We start from the raw sequence: 20,254 nt of genomic DNA on the forward strand, positions 1-20,254 counted from the left end.
GTCGCGATGCGGAGCAGCGCTCCTACAGCTGCTTTTTCCTGCCATAACAGGCGACTACCACCCTGTTGGAGTATCTTTAGATCACGACTGGAGGCCGCAGGCCTCCCGGCGGTGTTGCCAATGCCGGCGACCATCGCCAACGCCGTGGCCTCCGCCAAGGCGCCTGGCGGCGCCAGTCGCGATGCGGAGCGGCGCTCCTACAGCTGCTTTTTCCTGCCATAACAGGCGACTACCACCCTGTAGGAGAATCTTTAGATCACGACTGGAGGCCGCAGGCCTCCCGGCGGGGTTGCCAACGTTCGCGGCCATCACCGGCGTTTCAGCCTCCGCCAAGGCGCCTGGCGGCGCCAGTCGCGATGCGGAGCAGCGCTCCTACAGCTGCTTTTTCCTGCCATAACAGGCGACTACCACCCTGTTGGAGTATCTTTAGATCACGACTGGAGGCCGCAGGCCTCCCGGCGGTGTTGCCAACGTTCGCGGCCATCACCGGCGTTTCAGCCTCCGCCAAGGCGCCTATCGGCGCCAATCGCGATGGGAACCAGCGCTCCAACAATGATTCTTTCTACCGACAGTGCCACGTCGTTGTTGGAGTATCTTCAGATCACGACTGGAGGCCGCAGGCCTCCCGGCGGTGTTGCCCGTGCCAGCGACCATCGCCAACGCTGTGGCCTCCGCCAAGGCGCCTGGCGGCGCCAGTCGCGATGCGGAGCAGCGCTCCAACAATGATTCTTTCTACCGACGGTGCCACGCCATTTTGTAGGAGCATCTTCAGCTCACGACTGGAGGCCGCAGGCCTCCCGGCGGGGTTGCCAATGCCGGCGACCATCGCCAACGCCGTGGCCTCCGCCAAGGCGCCTGGCGGCGCCTGGCGGCGCCAGTCGCGATGCGGAGCAGCGCTCCTACAGCTGCTTTTTCCTGCCATAACAGGCGACTACCACCCTGTTGGAGTATCTTCAGATCACGACTGGAGGCCGCAGGCCTCCCGGCGGGGTTGCCAACGCCAACGATCACCGCCAACGCGCCGGCCTCCACCAGGCGCCTGCTGAGTCTTATGCGTCATCAGGAATGGATGAGGGCTCCGATAGACAAGCCTGATGGCAAGAGCGTATCAGCCCCGCTTGAACATCTCGTCGCCGACCTGATCGATATAGCGCTGGGCCTTGCTGACCATCAACTGATCACAGGCCTCGCGCCCGGGAACCATGTCGGAGCGCTCGAAGCGATGCTCAAGCATATCGCCGTCAGCGCCCGGCTTGCGGATCCAGCCGCTGACGCGGAACTGGCCACCCTGGTCGGCCGGCTCGGAAATGATCTGGTAGCCCTTGTACTCGACGGCCTCGGCAGCCGGTGCGTTTTTCGGGGTGTCATCACCGGAACCGAACAGGCCGGAGAACAGTTTCTTCAGCATGGGTCTCTCCTGCGCTCGCGAAGCATAGCCCCCCTCCTGCACGGAGGGAGACTCGCCAGGGATCAGTCCTGCTGGCGCCCCTTGCCGGCAGCAATACGCAGGCGCAGGGCGTTGAGCTTGATGAAGCCCTCGGCATCCTTCTGATCGTAGGCGCCGGCATCGTCCTCGAAGGTGGCGATGGATTCGTCGAACAGCGATTGCTCCGACTTGCGCCCGACCACGCTGGCGCTGCCCTTGTAGAGCTTGATGCGGACCACGCCGGAGACGTTCTTCTGGGTCTCGTCGATGGCGGCCTGGAGCATGCGCCGTTCCGGGCTCCACCAGTAGCCGTTGTAGATCACCTTGGCATACTTGGGCATCAGCTCATCCTTGAGGTGAGCTTCTTCGCGATCCAGGGTGATCGACTCAATGGCACGGTGGCCCTTGAGCATGATGGTGCCACCCGGCGTCTCGTAGCAGCCACGGGACTTCATGCCCACGTAGCGGTTCTCGACGATATCGAGACGGCCGATGCCGTTGGCGCCACCCAGTTTGTTGAGTGTCTCGAGCACTTCGTGGGGCTTCATCGCCTTGCCGTCGAGAGCGACGATGTCGCCCTTCTCGTAAGTCAGCTCGACGTAGGTGGGTGTATCCGGCGCAGCCTCGGGCGAAACGCTCCAGCGCCACATGTCCTCCTCGGCCTCGGCCCAGGGGTCCTCGAGGATGCCACCCTCATAGGAGATATGCAGCAGGTTGGCATCCATGGAGTAGGGCGACTTCTTTTTGCTCTTGGAGAAGTCGACCGGGATGTCGTGCTGCTCGCAGTAATTCATCAGTTTTTCACGGGACGTGAGATCCCACTCGCGCCAGGGAGCGATGACCTTGACACCGGGCTTGAGCGCGTAGGCGCCCAGCTCGAAACGCACCTGGTCGTTACCCTTGCCGGTGGCGCCATGGGAGATGGCGTCGGCGCCGGTCTCGTTGGCGATCTCGATCAGACGCCGGGCGATCAGTGGGCGAGCGATAGAGGTGCCCAGCAGGTACTCACCCTCGTAGATAGTGTTGGCTCGGAACATCGGGTAGACGTAGTCACGCACGAACTCCTCGCGCAGGTCCTCGATGTAGATCTCCTTGACGCCCAGGGCCTCAGCCTTGGTGCGTGCCGGCTCGACTTCCTCGCCCTGACCGATGTCGGCGGTAAAGGTCACGACCTCGCAGCTGTAGGTTTCCTGCAACCACTTGACGATGACGGATGTATCCAGGCCGCCGGAGTAGGCGAGCACGACCTTCTTGACATCGGACATTCGGGGCTCCTTTCTGGTAAGCGTCATAAGCAGTCAAGTATAGCGTGACAGCCGCCTGACGAATACCGGCGGCGGGACGTGCGGACGTCAAACTGCTAGACTTTCGCGGATTCGGTGGGGGGGTCTGGCCCCCGACTTCTCCCGAGCCAACCAATAAGGAACACGATGCTCACGATAAGGAGTGGTGCATGAGTGAAGCGATCGCCCGCGAACTGATGGCCCAGCGATTCCGGAGCTTCCTGCCCGTCGTCGTGGATATGGAAACCGGTGGCTTCAATGCCGAACGTGACGCAATCCTCGAGATCGCCGCGGTGACACTGACCATGGACCCGGAGGGCAACCTGATTCCAGATGCCACCTATGCGTATCACGTGCAACCCTTTACCGGCGCCAACGTGGAGCAGTCGGCACTCGATTTTACCGGCATCAAGCTCGATGATCCGCTGCGCCAGCGTATCGCGCTCAGTGAACCCGAAGCCTTGGGAGAAATCTTCAGGTCGGTGCGCAAGTCGATCAAGTCACTTGGCTGCACTCGAGCCGTTCTAGTGGGTCACAATGCCGCCTTCGATCACGGGTTTCTCAATTCTGCCGTCGCACGCTGCGGCATCAAGCGAAACCCGTTCCACCCCTTCTCGAGCTTCGATACCGCGACCCTGTCGGGTCTCGTCTACGGGCAAACGGTACTCGCCAGAGCATGTCGCGCCGCGGGCATCGCCTTCGATAACCAAGAAGCCCACTCGGCACGCTACGACACCGAGCGTACCGCCGAACTATTCTGCGCCATCGTCAATCGCTACAAGGATCTCGGCGGCTGGGCCCTGGCACAGCGGGAGCAGGGGCTAGAGGAGTTTTAGTTGCCCCAGTTCCCGCGTCGGGTAATCGAATGCAGAAGATCAGGCGTTATCGCCCTGCTCCTCCTGCGCGTTGGCACGTGCCGCCGCGGCCTTGATCAGGGTCTCCAACTCGCCGTTCTGGTGCATTTCACCGACGATGTCGCAACCGCCGACCAGTTCACCTTCGACCCACAACTGGGGGAAAGTCGGCCAACTGGCGTATTTCGGCAGTTCGCTGCGGATATCCGGATTGTCGAGGATATTGACGAAGGCAAAACGCTCGCCACAGGCCATCAGGGCCTGGACGGTCTGGGCAGAGAAGCCACACTGCGGCAACTGGGGGGTGCCCTTCATGTAGATCAGGATAGGGTTTTCGCTGATCTGGCGCTGTATGTTCTCGAGAGTGGTGCTCATGTGCACTCCTGTTGGGTCAATGGGACTGACGGCGCCGACGAATACCCGACAACGACGCTCAGCTTTTACTCATGGTCGTCATTCTACTGATGACGAGCGCATTGCGCATCCCCTGCGGGCTGGATAGGATGGGGGTTTTTTCGCGCGGAGAGATCGCCATGGCGACACGCCATTTCCTGACCCTGCTGGACCTGAGCCCGGAAGAGCTCCACTACCTGATCCAACGCGCCATCACGATCAAGAACCGCCTGCGTGCCCAGGGGCCGAGCTATTCGCCCTTCACCAACCACACAATGGCGATGATTTTCGAGAAGTCATCGACGCGCACTCGCGTCTCCTTCGAGACTGCCATGGCTCAGTTCGGCGGACATGCGCTGTTTCTCTCTCCGCGCGATACCCAGCTTGGCCGGGGCGAGCCGATCGAGGATACCGCAAGGGTTCTGGCCGAGATGGTCGACATCGTCATGATTCGCACTTTTTCGCATGCCGGCCTCGAGACATATGCCGCCGCCAGTTCGATACCAGTGATCAATGCGCTCTCCGACGACTACCATCCATGCCAGCTGCTTGCCGACGTAATGACCTGGACCGAACTACGCGGCAGTGTCAAGGGGCGCACCGCCGTTTGGGTCGGTGATGGCAACAATATGTGCCACTCCTGGATAAACGCCGCACGGCAATTCGATTTTCAGCTGCGCATCTGCTGCCCCGAGGGCTATGAACCACGCCAGGACATTCTCGATGCCGCCGGCGATCGCGTCATGATTCTCCACGACCCGCAGCAGGCCGTAACCGGTGCCGACCTCGTCACCACTGACGTCTGGGCCTCCATGGGTCAGGAAGAGGAACAGGCCAAGCGCGAAGCGGCTTTCGCCGGTTATCAAGTCAGCGAGGCCCTGCTCGACCGCGCCAGGCCCGACGCGCTTTTCCTTCACTGCCTGCCGGCACACCGGGGTGAGGAGATCAGCAAGACACTGCTCGATGATGCCCGCAGCGTGGTGTGGCAGGAAGCCGGCAACCGCCTGCATGCCCAGAAGGCCTTGATCGAGTTCCTGCTGCTCGGACAAGTGGATTACTGAGCGACTACCACCGCCGGGACTCACCTCTCGGTGGTGCAGGGCGACTCCTTCAGCATCTCAGCCAATTGGCACAGTGGCAGGGGACGACTGAACAGGTAGCCCTGGAAAGCGTGACAACCCTGCCGGACCAGCCAGTCACGGTGCGCCTGGGTCTCCACACCTTCTGCAATGACGTCCAGACCCAGATTACGCCCCAGGTCAATGATGGAAGCACAAATTACCGTATTCGCCCTATCCTCGAACAGCGTCTGCACGAAAGACTTGTCGATCTTCAACTGATCGAGGGGCAAGCGGTTGAGATAACTGAGCGAAGAGTAACCCGTACCGAAGTCGTCGAGTGAAAAGCGCACGCCCAGCGCCTTGATGCGCTGCATGGCGTCACGCACAGCATCCGGTTTCTCCATGAAGAGATTTTCGGTCAGCTCAAGCTTGAGCCGCTCGGGGCAGGCACCGGTTGCCGCGAGTATCGCTTCAAGCCGCGAGACGAAATCCGGCTGCTGGAACTGCAGCGGGCTGATATTGACGGCCATGCTCAAGCCGACCTTCCCCGGCTCGTCAGCCCACGCGGCAAGCTGATAACAGGCCGTCTCCAGCACCCAATCACCAATCGAAACGATAAGATCGCTTTCCTCGGCGATGGGAATGAATTCGCACGGTGAAACCATACCGAATTCCGGGTGATGCCAACGCAGTAGTGCCTCGACGCCTGTCACCCTACCTTGCTGTTCGACCTGGATCTGATAGTAGAGCTGCAACTCTTCACGCCGTTGCGCCTGGCGCAATTCGTTTTCCATCATCGCACACCGAGCTGCCACCGCCTGCATGGTGGGATCGAAAAAGCGCCAGGTGTTGCGACCCGCCTGCTTGGCCTGATACATCGCCATTTCGGCCTGCTGCAGGCACTCTTCGGCATTTTCGGCACCGTCCAACAGCAAGGTTATGCCGATACTACCTGACAGCTGATGTCGGCGCCCATTCAGCGTAAAGGGTTCGGCAAGCAAGGTGAGAAGCTTGGTGGCCAGCCGTTCCACACGCTGGGAGGTGGCCTCGATCGAACTTCCCAGCCCTTCGGCCAGAATCACGAATTCATCACCTCCCAGCCGCGCCACCAAGTCCGATTCACTACTGACTTCGCCGATGCGGCTGGCCATGAGTCTTAGCAATTCATCGCCCGCCTGGTGGCCGAGACTATCGTTGATGTGTTTGAAACCATCCAGGTCAATGAACAGCAGGGCGTCACGCTGTTGTTGGCTCGCGCTGACTGTCATGTTGCAGCTCACTCGGTCGAGCAGCATGCGTCGGTTGGGCAGACCAGTCAGTGGGTCGAAGAATGCCAGGCGATGAACTTCCTGCTCGGCTGCACGATGCAACGAGATGTCGCTCAACGTCGCCACGTAGTGACTGGGCTGGCCAGAGTCGTTTTTGACGGCACTGATGGTGACCCACTGAGGATAGGTTTCGCCATTCTTGCGGCGATTCCAAACTTCGCCATGCCAGCTACCGTTCTTATGGATGCTGTCCCACATCTGGCGGTAGAAATCGGCGTCGTGGCGTCCCGAATTGAGGATGCGCGGATTCTCGCCCAGCACCTCATCGGCGCTGTAACCAGTGATGCGTTCGAAGGTGGCATTCACCTTGCGGATGGCACCGCTGGCGTCGGTAATGAACATGCCCATGTGCGTATCGAAGACCAGTGCTGCGATATCAAGCTCCGCCTGGAGTGACTCATTGAGCCGCTGCAAAACCTGCCTCTTCTGGCGCAGCTCTCGGAGGGTATGGGCCAAGAGCAGCCCCAATAGCCCAGCGATCATCCATCCGAGCATAAGTAGTAGAGCCTCCTCTCGCTTGGCCTAGCCCTTGTGCAGCAAAAGTTCAACGCGGCGGTTGGCGGCGCGACCCTCGGCGGTTTCATTGCTTTTCAGCGGGCGCGTCTCGGCGTATCCCACTGCACGCAACCTCTCGGTCGACACATCCAGTTCGGAAAGGTAACGCAACACGGCAATGGCTCGCGCAGAAGAGAGCTCCCAGTTGGAAGGGAATTGGGCCGTGGCGATGGGAATACTGTCGGTGTGCCCTTCCACCGAGACATCCCCCTCGAAGTTTCCGAGGATATCACGCAGGCGACTCAACACCTCGCGACCCTGTCCGGTAAGGGAGGCCTGGCCGCTGTCGAACAGAAGGTTGTCATCGATACGCAGGGTGATGCCTTGCTGTCCCTGGTCCACACTCACCCCTTCGATGTCGAGCCCGGAGAAGCGCGGCTGTAAACCATCGTGACGCGGCCGGAGCCCCGACGAAGCCACCATATTGGCCGCAGCCACTGCCTGGGGCGAGATAAACGACGCGGATTCCCCGCCATGACGAGCACCTTGGGAAGCCAGGCCGTTGCCGGACAGCGAGAGCAGCAGCACGAACAGCGTGATAAGCAGCGTGAGTACATCGAGATAGCTCATCAGCCAGCTATCGCCGTCGCCATCAACCGCCATGGGGGTAAGCATGTCTCGCAAATTCCGATCAAGCATTCTGCCCCTTCCCTTCTGACGACCCCTTGCCCGCCGCAGGCGTGCGCTGTTTCACGTTATCGCGAATCTCGTCATGGTAGTTGGCGACGAAGGAGTTGAGGGTTTCCTCGATGAAGGAAGGCAAACGCCGCTTGGTGATCAGCGAGATTCCTTCGAGCACCATGTTCATGGCGATGAGACGCTCCTCGGTGCGTCGCTCGAGCTTCACCGCAATGGGCTTGAAGATGAGGTTGGCCAGCAGGATGCCGTAGAAGGTCGTCAGCAGCGCTACTGCCATGCGCGGTCCGATAACGTGAAGGTCACCGGCTTCCATGACTTCCAGCATGTTGACTAGCCCCACCAGCGTACCGATCATGCCGAAGGCCGGTGCATAAGTGGCCATGGTGCGAAATATCTGCGCCTCGGCATGCTCACGGGCCTTGAGGCGAGCGATGCGCCAGCGCAGGAGGTCGAAGATCTCGTCCTCCTTGGTATTGGCGATCACCAGCTGTATGCCGGTGCGCAGGAAAGGATTGCGTGCCGTCTCCAGGGCCTCCTCGACGGCCCGGACATCGCCCTTGAGCCACAGCCGCGAGATATCGACCAGTTCCTTGATATCGTCTCGGGTATAGGTATTTTCGCGGCGAAACACCAGCCCGACCAGGCGTACGACCCTGAGGACCTCTTTCAGCGGATAGCTGATGAACGTGGCCGCCATGGTGCCAGCCAATACGATGGCAAGCCCAGGCAAATTCATGAAGCTCTGCGGCGACTCGGCCGTAAAAAACAGCACGCTGACCAGCAGAATGATACTGGCGAACATGCCGATGATCGTTGAAGGGTTCATGCAGGCTCCTGGTAGGGGCATCGAGTCTAGGACATCAATCGGCAGACAGTGTCAAAACTTGAGGTACACCTGACAAGAAGCCGACAAGGAGGAATCCTGGACTTCCTATGCCAACCCCAACCTGGCGCGTCTAGCCAACGTCCTGAAGTCTGGCCTTTACGCCTTGTTACAGGCAATCTAGCGAGATACCAGGAGTCTCGATCAGGCGAATACGCGCAACGCATCGAATCATGAATATTTTCTGAGTGCGGTGTCGCTCAGCAGGGAGCCCAGCAGCATGCCAGAGCAAGCCAATTTGTATCCTTGTACCATCGCCCTTCATCCGATTCACGACGCGGACCACGCCCATGTGGCGGACCGCCTGGTCTATCGGTCAAGCGGCGTGTCCGAAACCGACGACATCATGGTCGCCACTGCCAGGGCACTGACTAGCGCAGTCTACGAGCTCGGCGATTGCGGCCTGCTCGGCGAACGTACGTTATTCATCGACCTGCCGATGGTGTGGCTCGACCATCCCGAACTCCTTCCCACGCCGGCCTCCCGACTGGCCATCGGCATCGCCGACATGCCGGAGGTCGACGACGGGTTGCTGGCTCGCCTGGACGACATCCGAGAGCGTGGCTATCGCATCATCCTCCCCGCCAACCTGCTCAAGTCGCATCTCGAGGCAATACTACCCAGAACCGACATCATCCGGATGACCGCACCCGATGAACTCGATGCCGAAATCCTCGAACGGCTACCCGCCCACGATATCAAGCTGCTGGTGGAGAATATCGAGCAGCGAGAAGAACTCGAGCGCTATCGCGAGATCGGCTGCAGCTACTATAACGGGCGCTACCTGGCAAACCCCAGCTTCATCGCCTCCCCACTGCGGGGACGACACGGCAATCGAGCCGCCCAGATACGCCTGATTCGCGCACTTTACGAAGACGACAGCGACGTTGATCGTCTCCAGGAACTTGTGGTGCAGATCCCCCACCTGCATGTGGCCGTGCTGCGCCGCGCGAATTCGGTCTATTACAACCGTAGCGGCAGCGAAATCGACCTGCGCCGGGCGATGCAGGTGCTCGGCCTGATCGAATTGCGCCGCCTGATCCTCACCCTCACGCTGGGGAGCCTGCAGCCGTCGTCCAGAATCATACTGCGCATGGCCCTAATCCGCGCCTTCATGTGCCGTAATCTGTCGGTTCCCTTCGCCGGCCTGGACACCGAGGATGCTTTCACCACCGGATTGTTCTCGATGATGGATGCCCTACTCGAGGAAGACCGCGACACCCTGTTCGCGAAGTTGCCCCTCAACCCACTCATTATTCGTGCCGTGAAGGATCGCTCCGGCCCCCTTGGTGCCGTGCTGACGCTCTGCGAGAATCATGAGCGTCAGATCGAGGACTCGATCAACGGTATGCCCGCGGACCGGCTGCAACGCTGCTACATGTCGGCCCTGGCCAGTGCCCGCGCCCTGATGAACAATCTTTGAGACGATGCCTTGAGGATCAACTGACAGGCTATTCTTGCTGTTCGGTCAGCCGGCTGCGAAGCCGGCTGACCGCCTGACTGTGGAGCTGACAGACCCGGGACTCGGTCACCCCCATCACCACACCGATCTCCTTGAGGTTCAGCTCTTCCTGGTAGTAGAGCGCCATCAACAGTTTTTCCCGTTCCGGCAATGCCTCGATTCCCTCTACAAGCTGCTGCCGCTTCTGCTCATCGATCAGTTGCTTGTAAGGTATGTCAGCAGCGGCGTCTGCGACGCCGGGCTCAATGCCCTCCACGAGTAGTGCCTCGAACGGCAGCAAATGGCCGCTGTTGGTATCGTTCAGCAACTGGCGATACGTCACCAGGTCCATGTCCAGTTCGGCAGCTATTTCCGTCTCCTCGGCTGGCCGGCCAAGGTGCTGTTCGAGCCGTCTGACGGTCTCATCGACCGCCCGGGCATTGCGCCGTACGCTGCGCGGCAGCCAGTCACGGCTACGCAGTTCATCGAGCATGGCGCCACGTATGCGCTGACTGGCAAAGGTGGCAAAACTGGCACCCTGCGAGGAGTCGAAACGTCCCATGGCTTCGAGAAGTCCGACCGTACCGGCCTGAATCAAGTCGTCCAGCTCGATGCTTGCCGGAAGACGCACCTGCAGGGAGAGCGCCAGACGTCGCACCAGCGGATAATGTTCCGCCAGCATGTCCCCCTGGTCGATCTTGCCTCGTGCTGTGTACATACTCATGCTCTCGTGGCTGCCAGCCCAATTCAAAGGGTTCTGATTCGCTCGACGGGTCTCGTTGGATTCAAGGTCGATCCATGATGGTTCACGATGACCTGAAGCCCCCGCAGTGTCATGGCACGCTGCTGGCGATCCTGCAGGGCAAACTGGAAGTAAAGCACCGAGTCCGCCGCTATGCCGGTCAATGCCTCGGTATAGCCGCGCGGCCCTGACAGAGCCACACAGCCCCCGGTGTGGCATAGCCAGGCATTAACCTCGCTCCCTGCCGGGGGCTGGAATTGCCAGCTGACCCGCCCCATCACTTGCCCCTGCGCCAGTTCTGCCGTGGGCGGCATCATGTCTGCAGACTGAACCGGGCGGTCCGGCATGACCACTTGCACCGGCGGCGCAGTGGCCACCCAACTGCCGGATGCCTGTGCCAGAGTGGCAAGGAGAGCAACCCCCAGTCCTGTCAGCAAGCTCTTCCACGATAGGAGTCGCCTCATCTCGCCAACACCAGTAGTTCGATTCCCAGGTAGCTCGCCGCAGCATGGCGAAGGTTGCTCAGTAGCCCCTGTCGCCCCACGCTCGGCGGATGCACCAGGACCAACCGCTGCGGCCCTCCCCGCTCGGCCACCTGCTTGAGCACCCGATAGGCACGACGGAAAGCCTCCGGATCGGCATCCACCCATAGCGCCCATCGCGCCTGTTCGCTTGCCAGTACCGGCAGGTGCGGACTGCCGACAGGCAGTGCTACTACACGCCAGGCATGGGGGTTGCCGACCCACCCGCGACCCTGGTCGGCCCAGTATTCGAAGAGCTCGGTCACCCTGCCGGTGTGGCGTGATCCGTTGCCGGGAAGTCCCAAAACCATCAATGTTGTCTCATCTGATGGACGGCGTGCTGGACGCACCTCCATCGCCGCACTGCCAACGGAAGGCCGTTCCGGACGGCCAGGGGCAGATTGAGCAACAGACGACGGCATTCCGTCCATCGTCACCAGCATCTCGGCGACATGATCAGGGCACGTCTCCTGGGGCGGCCTTGGGGCTGTAGTCGCCCATTTGCGCAGCCCGGCAGCCTGATCCATACCCATCTAGCCCGCCTCCCTTTCACCAAGACCCAGATGCCGAATGGCATCACGTACCATGAACAATTGAACCAGCGATTCCAGCAGTGCCACGTCGCGGCGACGCTGCCGTCCTCCGGCCAGACCCAGCATCTCGGCTCGCAGATCCATGGCCGCCTCGTCGTCGGCCAGGTCCAGATGCGCCGCTACCGTAGCCAATCCGCTTGCCATCAAAAGGCGCATGTCGGGCCGTACCTCGCCCAGTTCCGCAGGCGCCAGTCGCTGCCAGGCTCGCCGGGTCAGCTGAGGTAGAGCATCTCCCTGCAGTTGCGCCAGCAGCAACGCTTGCAGGTCGTGCCCCAGCCGTGCCGGCGATATCCAGTAGCGCTTCGCCTGGACGCGACCGCTTTCCGCATCCCGTACCTCGCCAAGCCAGGCTCGCGCCGAAATCGTCTGGGTCACGCTTTTGCCGGCCTTCAGGGTCACCGTCACCGGCAGGCTTGAGAGGATCATGCGCCCTGGCGCCCCACGGAAGCGACAGCTCACGTCCCCCAACGGCTCGGCCGACTCGCCCAGCGCCGACAACGGCTGACGTTCGCCGACATGTTCGACACGCTGGCTGCCACGCACCTGGCTGCACCAGGTCAGAGCCTGTTGCTCGAGCCAGCCTGCGGCCTCGCCATCGGGCAGGCCGGTGAACAGGTGCACGCTAACCGAGTGACGGTGAAGCGCCTCTTCCAACCGCGCTTGCTGCCCAGGGACCTGACGGTGCTGCAGCAGCGGTAATGCCAACCAGACACCCTCCGGGTCGAGGGCGACGTCCGGCATCGACCAATGCTCACCCTTGACGCGACGGCGCTCGCCCCACAGCATGCCGATCGCCTGTCCATCAGTCGGGTAGGTTGCCAGGAGCGCTTCCAACCGCCGCTGCTGAACGGACTCCGGCAAGCCAAGCAGGTCCCACACCGCCTCCAGTTGCCCGAACCCGGCCAACCGTTGTCGCAGGTTCTGCAGCGTGCTGGAGAGCCTGCGCCCCTGCCCCAGCAGGCTCTGGGAGCGAGACGCTGATTCCGTTGCCCCCTGGCGAGCCGTCGATGCCGGCAAAGCGACTCGGGACTCCAGCGCCTGTTCGACCAGGGCCGGCACGTCGGCCACCGACATATCCTCCGGTACACGCTGCCCATGGGAGACGAACAGCAGGCGCAGGCCATGGCGCATGACAATATCCAGTACCGGCGCCAGGCGGCCGGCCTCATCCTGCTTGGTGATGATGCAGTCGCCGAGTTCGGCGCCCGCCGCCTGGGCCGCCTGGCGATAACGCATGACAACCTCTTCCAGTGTCTCGGGCTGGCTGGCGGCATTGAGCAGCAGTACCAGCTTCACCGGAGCGTCACCGCCACGCAGATGAGCCACCTGTTCGATGACCCGATGGTCACGCTGGCTCATGCCTACCGTATCGATGATCACCCAGGACTTGCCGCGCATGCGTGCAAGCAGATCGGAGACCGGCTGATCGGCATTCAGCGCATACATGGGGACATCGAGCAGGCGTGAATAGATACGCAATTGTTCATGGGCACCGATACGAAAACTGTCGGTGGTCACCAAGGCAACCGGGCGAGTACCATGGCGCATCACATAGCGCGCGGTCAGCTTGGCCGTGGTGGTGGTCTTGCCGATTCCCGTCGGACCGACCAAGGCTACGATGCCGGCACGATCCAGGAACGCGGCCTCGTCGTCGAGCCCCTCCAGACGCTTCACCAATTGGCGATGCAACCAGCTCATGGCGCGATCATCCACGCCATGACCGGCCAGCTCTTCCGGCAATGCCGAAACCACCTCGCCGGCCAGCTCCCAACCGAACCCCGCTTCCCGCAATATCTGCAACAGCTGTTCGCGAAGGCCGGTGGCCACTTCCTGCGGCCCCTGCTCGCGGGACAGCAGTGCACGCATGTCGCGCATCTCATCGAGCAGCTTTGTGCTCATGGCCTCGAAGGCACTAGCGGCAGCCGGCTGCGCAGCGGAAGCCGGTGACGCCGCAGCCGGTGCGCGCTCACGGCTTTCGGGAGCATCGCTACCTCCGGGAGCTGCCGACTCGGCCATGGCCAGAATTTCGACGCCATCGTCGACCCGCCGGTTGGCCAGAATGAGGGCCTCGTCGCCTAACGCCTCGCGTACCTGGCGCATGGCATCGCGGCTGTTGACGGCTGTAAAACGCATGACACTCATCGCTTATCGACCTCCCAGCAGCGTCGTGACGCGCAGTGTCCTATCATCGGGAATCTCCGCCTGTGACATGACCACGAGATGACGCAACCTGCGGCGCAGGAAACGGGAGAGTAACGGGCGCAGGCTGTGTTGAACCACCATGACGGGTGGCTCTCCGCTCGCTTCATGCTGGGTCAATGCCTGTTCAGCCTGACTCATCAATGTCTCGGCCAGTCCCGGCTCCAGGGCGCCGTTGCCGTTCATTGCCTGCATCAGTACCTGCTCCAGCTGTGCCTCCAGACCAATCACATTGAGTGTATCCTGGCCAGGGAACCACTGCTGGGTGATCGACCTGCCCAGGGCGATTCGCACCAGGGCTGTCAGTTCATTGGCATCCTGCTGCTGGGGGGCATACTCCGCCAGCGTATCGAGTATGGTACGCATGTCGCGAATCGATACATCCTCTTCCAGCAGGTTTTGCAGGATGCGCTGCAGCGTAGTCAGGTTGATCGCCTTGGGCACCACATCCTCGACCAGGGACTTCTGCTCCTCGCCCAGCTTGTCGAGCAGCTTCTGAACTTCCTGGCGTCCCAGCATCTCGGCAGCGTGACGATGCAGGACGTGATTGAGATGCGTCGCCACCACGGTGCCCGCATCCACTACCGTATACCCATAGACCTGAGCATGCTCACGTTGACTGGAGTCGATCCAGACCGCGGGCAAGCCGAATGCCGGATCCTCAGTGGGTGTCCCTTGCAGTTGTCCTGTCACCTGACCGGGGTCGATGGCCAGCCACTGCCCCGGGAACGCCTCGGCACGGCCTATCTCGGCACCTTTGAGGGTGATCAAATAGGTGTTGGCACCCAGCTCCAGGTTGTCGCGGATATGCACCACCGCCGGCAGGAATCCAACCTCCTGTGCAAACTTCTTGCGCACACTCTTGATGCGACCCAACAGTTCACCCGCCTGACGTTGATCGACCAGCGGGATCAACCTGTGCCCCACTTCGAGCCCCAGGGTATCGACGAGTTGCACGTCGTCCCAGCTTGCCTCAGGGGCCTCAGGCGGCGGTGGCGGCTCGGCACTGATCTCCTGCTCGACCAGGCGCTGCTCCGCCTGACGGGTCAGCATCCAGGCCAGGCCGGCCAACAGGCCGGTAAAGAGCAGGAAGACCATGTTGGGCATGCCCGGGACCATGCCCAGCAGGCCCATCACCACGGCGGCCAGAATCAGCACCTGGGGATTGACGAACAGCTGGCTGATCATCTGCTGGCCCACGTCCTCCTCGGTGTTGACCCGGGAGACGGTAACGCCGGCAGCAGTGGAAATCACCAGCGCAGGAATCTGTGCCACCAAGCCGTCACCGATGGTCATCAGCGTATAGGTCCTGGCCGCATCGCCGAAGCCCATGTCGTGCTGAAGCATGCCGATCAGCAGCCCGCCGATGATGTTGACCACCATGATCACCAGGCCGGCCATGGCGTCGCCGCGCACGAACTTGCTGGCACCATCCATGGAGCCGTAGAAGTCCGCCTCCTGAGCGACCTCGCCACGCCGCTTGCGAGCATCCTCTTCGCCGATCAGCCCCGCGTTGAGGTCGGCATCGATGGCCATCTGCTTGCCCGGCATCGCGTCGAGCATGAAGCGGGCACCCACCTCGGCGATACGGCCGGCGCCCTTGGTAATGACCATGAAGTTGATGATCACCAGAATCAGGAATACCACCAGGCCGACGGCGAAGTTGCCCCCTACCAGGAAAGTGCCGAAGGCCTCGATCACCTTGCCGGCCGAATCGCCACCCTGGTGTCCCTCCATCAGGATGACGCGGGTAGAGGCCACGTTGAGCGATAGTCGCAGTAGGGTGGTGAACAGCAGCACCGCCGGAAAGGCGGCAAAATCCAGCGGCTTCTGGGTAAACATGCTGACCAGCAGAACCATGATCGCCAGCGCAATATTGAAGGTGAACAGCATGTCCAGCGCAAAGGGCGGCAGCGGCAGGATCATCATGGCCAGGATCATGAGGATCAGGATCGGGCCGGCCAGCAGTTTCATGCGGACGTCGCCCATCCAGTCGCGACGTCCGATGAAATGGCTAAGCGACTTCATCGGCGCCACCCAGTGGGTGCATTGTGCTGTAGTGCATTTCGATCTGCCTCGTCGGCGTCACCGGGCACGGCCAGCGCAGGTGGAATGGGCAGATCCTCGGGCGTTGGCGGCACGTCCCCTCCCTCGTGTGACACATGCTTGAGACGGAAGGCCCAGGCCAGCACCTCCGCCACGGCGGTATACAGGTCCAGCGGAATTTCCCGGTCGAGATCCACGTGATGATACAGGGCTCGCGCCAGCGGTGGCGCCGCGAGCAGCGGCACCCCGGCTTCCTGCCCCACTTCCCGGATACGTGCAGCCACCATGTCGGCCCCCTTGGCCACCACTCGCGGGGCACCCATCTGCTTCTCGTCATACTGCAACGCCACCGCATAGTGTGTGGGGTTGGTGATGATGACGTCCGCCTCGGGCACCTTGCTCATCATCCGACCTCGTGCCATCGCCTGCTGCTGGGAGCGAATTCGCGCCTTGACGTGAGGGTCGCCCTCGCTCTCCTTGTGCTCACGCTTGACCTCTTCCTTGGACATGCGCAGCTTCTTGGCATGGCTCCACAACTGATAGGGCACGTCGATCAGGATGACCACCAGCAGCGTCAATACCATCAAGCCGCACGCCTGTGCGGCCATCATCAGGGCACGTGCCAGGGCCTGGGTCGTGGGCTGGTCCAGCAGCGAGAGGTACTCGCCGCGATTGAAATATAGGTATGCCATGCCTACTCCGCCGATCAGCGTCGACTTGGCGATAGCCTTGAATAGCTCGACCAGGGCCTGCACGCCGAACATCCGTTTCAAGCCCTTGAACAGGTTCAGCTTCGATAGTTGAGGCTTGAGCGACTTGGCCGAGATCAACCAACCTCCCAGCATGGCCGGTGCCACCAGGGCAACCAGCATCAGCAACAGGAACAGCGGCAGCATGGTCCACAGCGTACGCTGCCCAAGGTTCAACACATTGACCAGCATGGGTCCCGTCTCGAAGGCCTGCTGCCGCTCGAAGAGGAAAGCCTGCTCCATCACCAGCCCCAACTGGTCATAGAGCATGGCACCCATGGACCACATCCCAATTACGCCGGCAAGCAGCAGCATGAACGTGGTCAGTTCGCGGGATCGGGCAACCTGCCCCTCCTCACGCGACTTCTCGAGTCGTCGAGGCGTGGCCTCTTCCGTCTTTTCCTGATCACTGCTCTGGTCGGCCATGGCATCCGGACATTCGTGTGCACGCTGACCATTGTGGGGGGTTCAGGGGAGAGGTAATACGCCAAAAAGCGCCGATGATCGTAGCCTTATCGACCATGACCCTCGGCGCAAAAGCGTAATCGGTAGCAATGTAGGCGGGAGGAGGCGCCAGGCTCCTAAAACCCCAGTTGGTCAAGCAGGTCGTCGACCTGGTCCTGATCGGTGACGATATCGGCCGCGGGCTTGATCTGAGGACCGTTCAGCAGGCTTTGCTCACGCTTGCGATCCGATTCCCATTGATCATTGGCCTTCTGCCGCATGGTTTCCCGGTCCATGTTCTCGGGAACGGCGTCGATGAGCACCTGAACAAGTTGATGCTCGATCTCGCGAATCACATCCATCATCTTCTTGATGACCTGGCCCGTCAGGTCCTGGAAATCCTGGGCCATCATGATCTCGAGCAGCTCTTTCTGGGTCGCCTGGGTCTTGTCCGGCACATCGGCCAGGTAGGAACGGGTCTCGTTGACCAGCTCACGCGCCTCGTCGAGTTCCTTGGGTTCGGCGAACCATGCTGCCCAGCGCTTGTCCAGCGACTCGGCACCATCGCTGAGCGAGTCCTGCAATGGCTGCGCCCTGTCGATGGCGTTCAACGACCGCTCGGCGGCCTGTTCGGTCATGGTCGCCACATAACTGAGGCGGTCCCGGGCATCGGGTATGGCTTCCGCAGCCTTCTCGATCTCCTTGTCCAAGCCCAGTTCACGCATGCTCTCTCTCAGCATGCGCGTCAGTTGGCCGATACGCTGCACAAGTTCATCACCGGCAGCACTGGACGGCGGCACCCCACCGGGCTGCTCGTTTGCGCTCATGTTGTCGTCTCCTTCGCCAGGGGCCAGCCCCAAGCAATCACTTGCCCATTTTCTCGAATATCTTGTTGAGTTTTTCTTCCAGGGTTGCGGCCGTGAACGGCTTGACCACATAGCCACTGGCACCTGCCTGGGCAGCAGCGATGATGTTTTCCTTCCTGGCTTCGGCGGTGACCATCAAGACAGGCAGCGTCTTGAGACCGTCATCGGCACGAATCTGCTTGAGCATCTCCAGGCCGTCGAGATTGGGCATGTTCCAGTCCGAGACCACGAACTCGAATTCCCCGGATCGGAGCTTGGTCAATGCATCCTGGCCGTCCTCGGCCTCCTCGACATTGGTATACCCCAGTTCCTTGAGCAGGCTCCGAACGATCCGGCGCATGGTCGGGAAGTCATCGACCACCAGAAAGCTCATGTTCTTGTCAGCCATCAGGATTCCTCGTAAATATCATGCACTAGTTGACTGACGGCAACCCTTTCCACCGTCGTACTTCAGAACTCTTCCCACTCGCCCTCGGACACCGGCTCGTTGCGACTCTTGCGTTGTGGCTTGGGGTCCACTTCGGCAACTTGGCGCTGCGCAGGCTGGGCCAGTGCCTGCACTCGGGTGCGGGTCACCATGTCGGCACGGCTCTGGTGTGTATCGGCGGTGGCGTTTCCCGTTGTTTGCTGCGAGACGTTCAGCGCGTCACCGGCACCGGCCAGACGGAACACCGCTACGGCCTGCTCCAGCCGGTTGGCTTGCTCTTCCAGCGAGGAGGCCGCTACCGTGGCCTGTTGCACCAGCGAAGCGTTCTGCTGGGTGACCTGGTCCATCTGGCCAACAGCCTGACTGACCTGCTCTATGCCGTCGCTCTGCTCCTGGGACGCCGCGGAAATCTCATCCATGATATCGGTGACGCGACGAACCGCTGCCACCACTTCATCCATGGTCTCACCGGCCTGTTTAGCCAGGGTCGATCCCTCTTTCACCTGGGTCACGGAGCCCTCGATCAGCGATTTGATCTCCTTGGCTGCGGTGGCGCTGCGGCTGGCCAGGTTGCGAACCTCGCCGGCCACCACCGCGAAGCCACGCCCGTGCTCGCCAGCACGCGCCGCTTCCACCGAAGCGTTGAGCGCCAGAATATTGGTCTGGAAGGCGATGCCGTCGATCATGCCGGTGATGTCGCTGATCTTCTGCGAGCTCGTGGATATGTCGCCCATGGTCTTGACCACCCTCTCGACCACCTCGCCGCCGCGCTCAGCCTTGGCTGACGTGTCAAGCGCCAGTCCGCTGGCCTGACGTGCGTTGTCGGCGTTTTGGCGCACGGTAGCCGTCAACTCCTCCATGCTCGAGGCCGTTTCCTCCAGCGACGCCGCCTGCTGCTCGGTACGCGAGGAGAGATCGGCATTGCCGCCGGCGATCTCCTTGGTACCGACATGGATCGATTCGCTGCTGGTGCGCACGTCACCAACGATGCGTATCAGGTTGGCCTGCATATCGCGCATGGCAGCGAACAGCTTGCTGATCTCGTTGCTCCCCTCCGCCCGGATCGGTTGCGTGAGATCCGCCTTGGCAATGCGGTGCAGGGTTTCGACGGCAGCATCCAGCGGCCGAAAGAGCTGCCAGCGCAATCCCACATAAGTGGCCGCCACCGCCACGGCAACGCCCAGCAGCAGCAAGATGCCCACCCACGCCAAGCGCTGCGCCTGCGTGTTGAAGTCAGCCATCAAACGATCAGCGTGGTCGAAGCCATATTCCACGAAGCGCGTGAGACTCTCGTCGAGCGCGGCGTTGGCACCCATCATTTCACCGCGCAGGCGATTGGCGCCGGACATATCAGCAGAAGCCAGCACCGCACGCAATTCCTGAGCTAGATCCATGACGGCATCGAAATCGTCATCCAGGGTCTGGGCTAGTGCTTCTTCCTGGCCAGTCTTGGGGGTATCCACAAAGCGATGGAAGTACTCATCGGCCAGCTGCAATTGGTCACTGGCAGCCTCCAGGTGGCGTTCGGCCATAGTGCCCCGTTCCATCAGAAGCATGTTGGCGGCGATCTCGAGATCGACTCGGGCGCGGTTGAGCAGCGCATCGGCGCGGCTGATCTCGTTGAGCTGTGCGGCACTGATCTGATCCAGCGTGTTCAGGGCGCGGCTGGCATTGCGCTCGGCCATCACCCCCATGCTGCCGATCACCAGGACAGTGGCCATAAAGCAGGCCAGCACCGCGACAAGAGCCGTGTGGATGCGGATATTGCGGAGTGTACGTCGCATGCAAAATCTCCTGCGTATTA

General features: G+C 61.4%; 18 protein-coding genes. 3 read left to right on the forward strand and 15 right to left on the reverse strand.

Annotated elements, in window-relative coordinates; all coding sequences use genetic code 11:
* Positions 1–1,108: 1,108 nt before the first annotated feature.
* On the reverse strand, positions 1,109–1,408 hold the full coding sequence (locus DU490_RS11375; RefSeq protein ID WP_114574409.1) for an HlyU family transcriptional regulator: 300 nt from the start codon (positions 1,406–1,408) through the stop codon (positions 1,109–1,111).
* Positions 1,409–1,470: 62 nt separating this feature from the next.
* Positions 1,471–2,691, reverse strand: a complete 1,221-nt coding sequence (locus tag DU490_RS11380) for an argininosuccinate synthase (protein WP_114574410.1) — start codon at positions 2,689–2,691, stop codon at positions 1,471–1,473.
* Positions 2,692–2,879: 188 nt separating this feature from the next.
* Here DU490_RS11380 and rnt point away from each other — a divergent pair, with 188 nt between their 5' ends.
* Entirely contained in the window at positions 2,880–3,545 is a 666-nt protein-coding gene (rnt, locus tag DU490_RS11385) for a ribonuclease T (RefSeq protein ID WP_114574411.1), read from the forward strand.
* Positions 3,546–3,584: 39 nt separating this feature from the next.
* Here the strand turns inward: rnt and grxD are convergent, their stop codons facing one another.
* A complete protein-coding gene (gene grxD / locus DU490_RS11390) occupies positions 3,585–3,938 on the reverse strand; it encodes a Grx4 family monothiol glutaredoxin (RefSeq protein ID WP_114574412.1) in 354 nt (117 codons plus the stop codon).
* Between the two features lie 158 nt (positions 3,939–4,096).
* Between grxD and argF the strand changes: the two genes are divergently transcribed.
* A complete protein-coding gene (gene argF / locus DU490_RS11395) occupies positions 4,097–5,017 on the forward strand; it encodes an ornithine carbamoyltransferase (protein ID WP_114574413.1) in 921 nt (306 codons plus the stop codon).
* A 20-nt stretch (positions 5,018–5,037) separates the two neighbouring features.
* Here the strand turns inward: argF and DU490_RS11400 are convergent, their stop codons facing one another.
* Genes DU490_RS11400 through DU490_RS11410 form a run of 3 tightly spaced genes read right to left on the reverse strand, consistent with a single transcriptional unit; the run spans position 5,038 to position 8,365 of the window.
* Positions 5,038–6,840, reverse strand: a complete 1,803-nt coding sequence (locus DU490_RS11400; protein WP_114574414.1) for a bifunctional diguanylate cyclase/phosphodiesterase — start codon at positions 6,838–6,840, stop codon at positions 5,038–5,040.
* Between the two features lie 27 nt (positions 6,841–6,867).
* A complete protein-coding gene (locus tag DU490_RS11405) occupies positions 6,868–7,539 on the reverse strand; it encodes an OmpA family protein (protein ID WP_114574415.1) in 672 nt (223 codons plus the stop codon).
* Positions 7,532–8,365: a motility protein A gene (locus DU490_RS11410; protein ID WP_114574416.1), complete on the reverse strand. Its 834-nt coding sequence runs from the start codon at positions 8,363–8,365 to the stop codon at positions 7,532–7,534. Before DU490_RS11410 ends, DU490_RS11405 begins: the two co-directional genes overlap by 8 nt.
* A gap of 277 nt (positions 8,366–8,642) precedes the next feature.
* On the opposite strand from DU490_RS11410, the gene DU490_RS11415 reads away from it, so the two are divergent.
* Positions 8,643–9,845 carry an EAL and HDOD domain-containing protein gene (locus tag DU490_RS11415; RefSeq protein ID WP_114574417.1) on the forward strand — a complete coding sequence of 401 codons (1,203 nt, stop codon included), beginning with the start codon at positions 8,643–8,645 and terminating at the stop codon, positions 9,843–9,845.
* 28 nt (positions 9,846–9,873) lie between these two features.
* On the opposite strand, the gene DU490_RS11420 is transcribed toward DU490_RS11415, so the two are convergent.
* The 9 genes from DU490_RS11420 to DU490_RS17590 form a co-directional block, all read right to left on the reverse strand.
* Complete coding sequence (locus DU490_RS11420; RefSeq protein ID WP_114574418.1) at positions 9,874–10,581, reverse strand: RNA polymerase sigma factor FliA; 708 nt, start codon at positions 10,579–10,581, stop codon at positions 9,874–9,876.
* 29 nt (positions 10,582–10,610) lie between these two features.
* The gene (locus tag DU490_RS11425) at positions 10,611–11,042 is read right to left on the reverse strand and encodes a flagellar protein FlhE (RefSeq protein ID WP_181870024.1); all 432 of its coding nucleotides are present in this window, start codon (positions 11,040–11,042) and stop codon (positions 10,611–10,613) included.
* A gap of 23 nt (positions 11,043–11,065) precedes the next feature.
* Positions 11,066–11,437 (reverse strand): hypothetical protein, encoded by a 372-nt coding sequence (locus DU490_RS11430; RefSeq protein WP_114574420.1) that lies wholly within the window; start codon positions 11,435–11,437, stop codon positions 11,066–11,068.
* Positions 11,438–11,659: 222 nt separating this feature from the next.
* Positions 11,660–13,852, reverse strand: a complete 2,193-nt coding sequence (gene flhF / locus DU490_RS11435) for a flagellar biosynthesis protein FlhF (protein ID WP_114574473.1) — start codon at positions 13,850–13,852, stop codon at positions 11,660–11,662.
* A 12-nt stretch (positions 13,853–13,864) separates the two neighbouring features.
* Positions 13,865–15,946 (reverse strand): flagellar biosynthesis protein FlhA, encoded by a 2,082-nt coding sequence (gene flhA / locus DU490_RS11440; protein WP_114574421.1) that lies wholly within the window; start codon positions 15,944–15,946, stop codon positions 13,865–13,867.
* On the reverse strand, positions 15,943–17,139 hold the full coding sequence (gene flhB, locus DU490_RS11445; RefSeq protein WP_114574422.1) for a flagellar biosynthesis protein FlhB: 1,197 nt from the start codon (positions 17,137–17,139) through the stop codon (positions 15,943–15,945). Before flhB ends, flhA begins: the two co-directional genes overlap by 4 nt.
* A 155-nt stretch (positions 17,140–17,294) precedes the next feature.
* Positions 17,295–17,984 (reverse strand): protein phosphatase CheZ, encoded by a 690-nt coding sequence (gene cheZ / locus DU490_RS11450; protein ID WP_114574423.1) that lies wholly within the window; start codon positions 17,982–17,984, stop codon positions 17,295–17,297.
* Between the two features lie 37 nt (positions 17,985–18,021).
* Complete coding sequence (gene cheY, locus DU490_RS11455) at positions 18,022–18,411, reverse strand: chemotaxis response regulator CheY (RefSeq protein ID WP_114574424.1); 390 nt, start codon at positions 18,409–18,411, stop codon at positions 18,022–18,024.
* Positions 18,412–18,473: 62 nt separating this feature from the next.
* Positions 18,474–20,234 carry a methyl-accepting chemotaxis protein gene (locus DU490_RS17590; protein WP_114574425.1) on the reverse strand — a complete coding sequence of 587 codons (1,761 nt, stop codon included), beginning with the start codon at positions 20,232–20,234 and terminating at the stop codon, positions 18,474–18,476.
* Positions 20,235–20,254 lie beyond the last annotated feature (20 nt).

It is taken from the genome of Halomonas sp. DQ26W (assembly GCF_003339685.1).
Classification (GTDB): domain Bacteria; phylum Pseudomonadota; class Gammaproteobacteria; order Pseudomonadales; family Halomonadaceae; genus Halomonas.

What these genes read in the sequence shown, in the direction of transcription:
- DU490_RS11375 (WP_114574409.1), bottom strand. Translation starts at nt 1,408, where the DNA reads ATGCTGAAGAAACTGTTCTCCGGCCTGTTCGGTTCCGGTGATGACACC.
- DU490_RS11380 (WP_114574410.1), bottom strand. Translation starts at nt 2,691, where the DNA reads ATGTCCGATGTCAAGAAGGTCGTGCTCGCCTACTCCGGCGGCCTGGAT.
- rnt (WP_114574411.1), top strand. Translation starts at nt 2,880, where the DNA reads ATGAGTGAAGCGATCGCCCGCGAACTGATGGCCCAGCGATTCCGGAGC.
- grxD (WP_114574412.1), bottom strand. Translation starts at nt 3,938, where the DNA reads ATGAGCACCACTCTCGAGAACATACAGCGCCAGATCAGCGAAAACCCT.
- argF (WP_114574413.1), top strand. Translation starts at nt 4,097, where the DNA reads ATGGCGACACGCCATTTCCTGACCCTGCTGGACCTGAGCCCGGAAGAG.
- DU490_RS11400 (WP_114574414.1), bottom strand. Translation starts at nt 6,840, where the DNA reads ATGCTCGGATGGATGATCGCTGGGCTATTGGGGCTGCTCTTGGCCCAT.
- DU490_RS11405 (WP_114574415.1), bottom strand. Translation starts at nt 7,539, where the DNA reads ATGCTTGATCGGAATTTGCGAGACATGCTTACCCCCATGGCGGTTGAT.
- DU490_RS11410 (WP_114574416.1), bottom strand. Translation starts at nt 8,365, where the DNA reads ATGAACCCTTCAACGATCATCGGCATGTTCGCCAGTATCATTCTGCTG.
- DU490_RS11415 (WP_114574417.1), top strand. Translation starts at nt 8,643, where the DNA reads ATGCCAGAGCAAGCCAATTTGTATCCTTGTACCATCGCCCTTCATCCG.
- DU490_RS11420 (WP_114574418.1), bottom strand. Translation starts at nt 10,581, where the DNA reads ATGTACACAGCACGAGGCAAGATCGACCAGGGGGACATGCTGGCGGAA.
- DU490_RS11430 (WP_114574420.1), bottom strand. Translation starts at nt 11,437, where the DNA reads ATGGTTTTGGGACTTCCCGGCAACGGATCACGCCACACCGGCAGGGTG.
- flhF (WP_114574473.1), bottom strand. Translation starts at nt 13,852, where the DNA reads ATGCGTTTTACAGCCGTCAACAGCCGCGATGCCATGCGCCAGGTACGC.
- flhA (WP_114574421.1), bottom strand. Translation starts at nt 15,946, where the DNA reads ATGAAGTCGCTTAGCCATTTCATCGGACGTCGCGACTGGATGGGCGAC.
- flhB (WP_114574422.1), bottom strand. Translation starts at nt 17,139, where the DNA reads ATGGCCGACCAGAGCAGTGATCAGGAAAAGACGGAAGAGGCCACGCCT.
- cheZ (WP_114574423.1), bottom strand. Translation starts at nt 17,984, where the DNA reads ATGAGCGCAAACGAGCAGCCCGGTGGGGTGCCGCCGTCCAGTGCTGCC.
- cheY (WP_114574424.1), bottom strand. Translation starts at nt 18,411, where the DNA reads ATGGCTGACAAGAACATGAGCTTTCTGGTGGTCGATGACTTCCCGACC.
- DU490_RS17590 (WP_114574425.1), bottom strand. Translation starts at nt 20,234, where the DNA reads ATGCGACGTACACTCCGCAATATCCGCATCCACACGGCTCTTGTCGCG.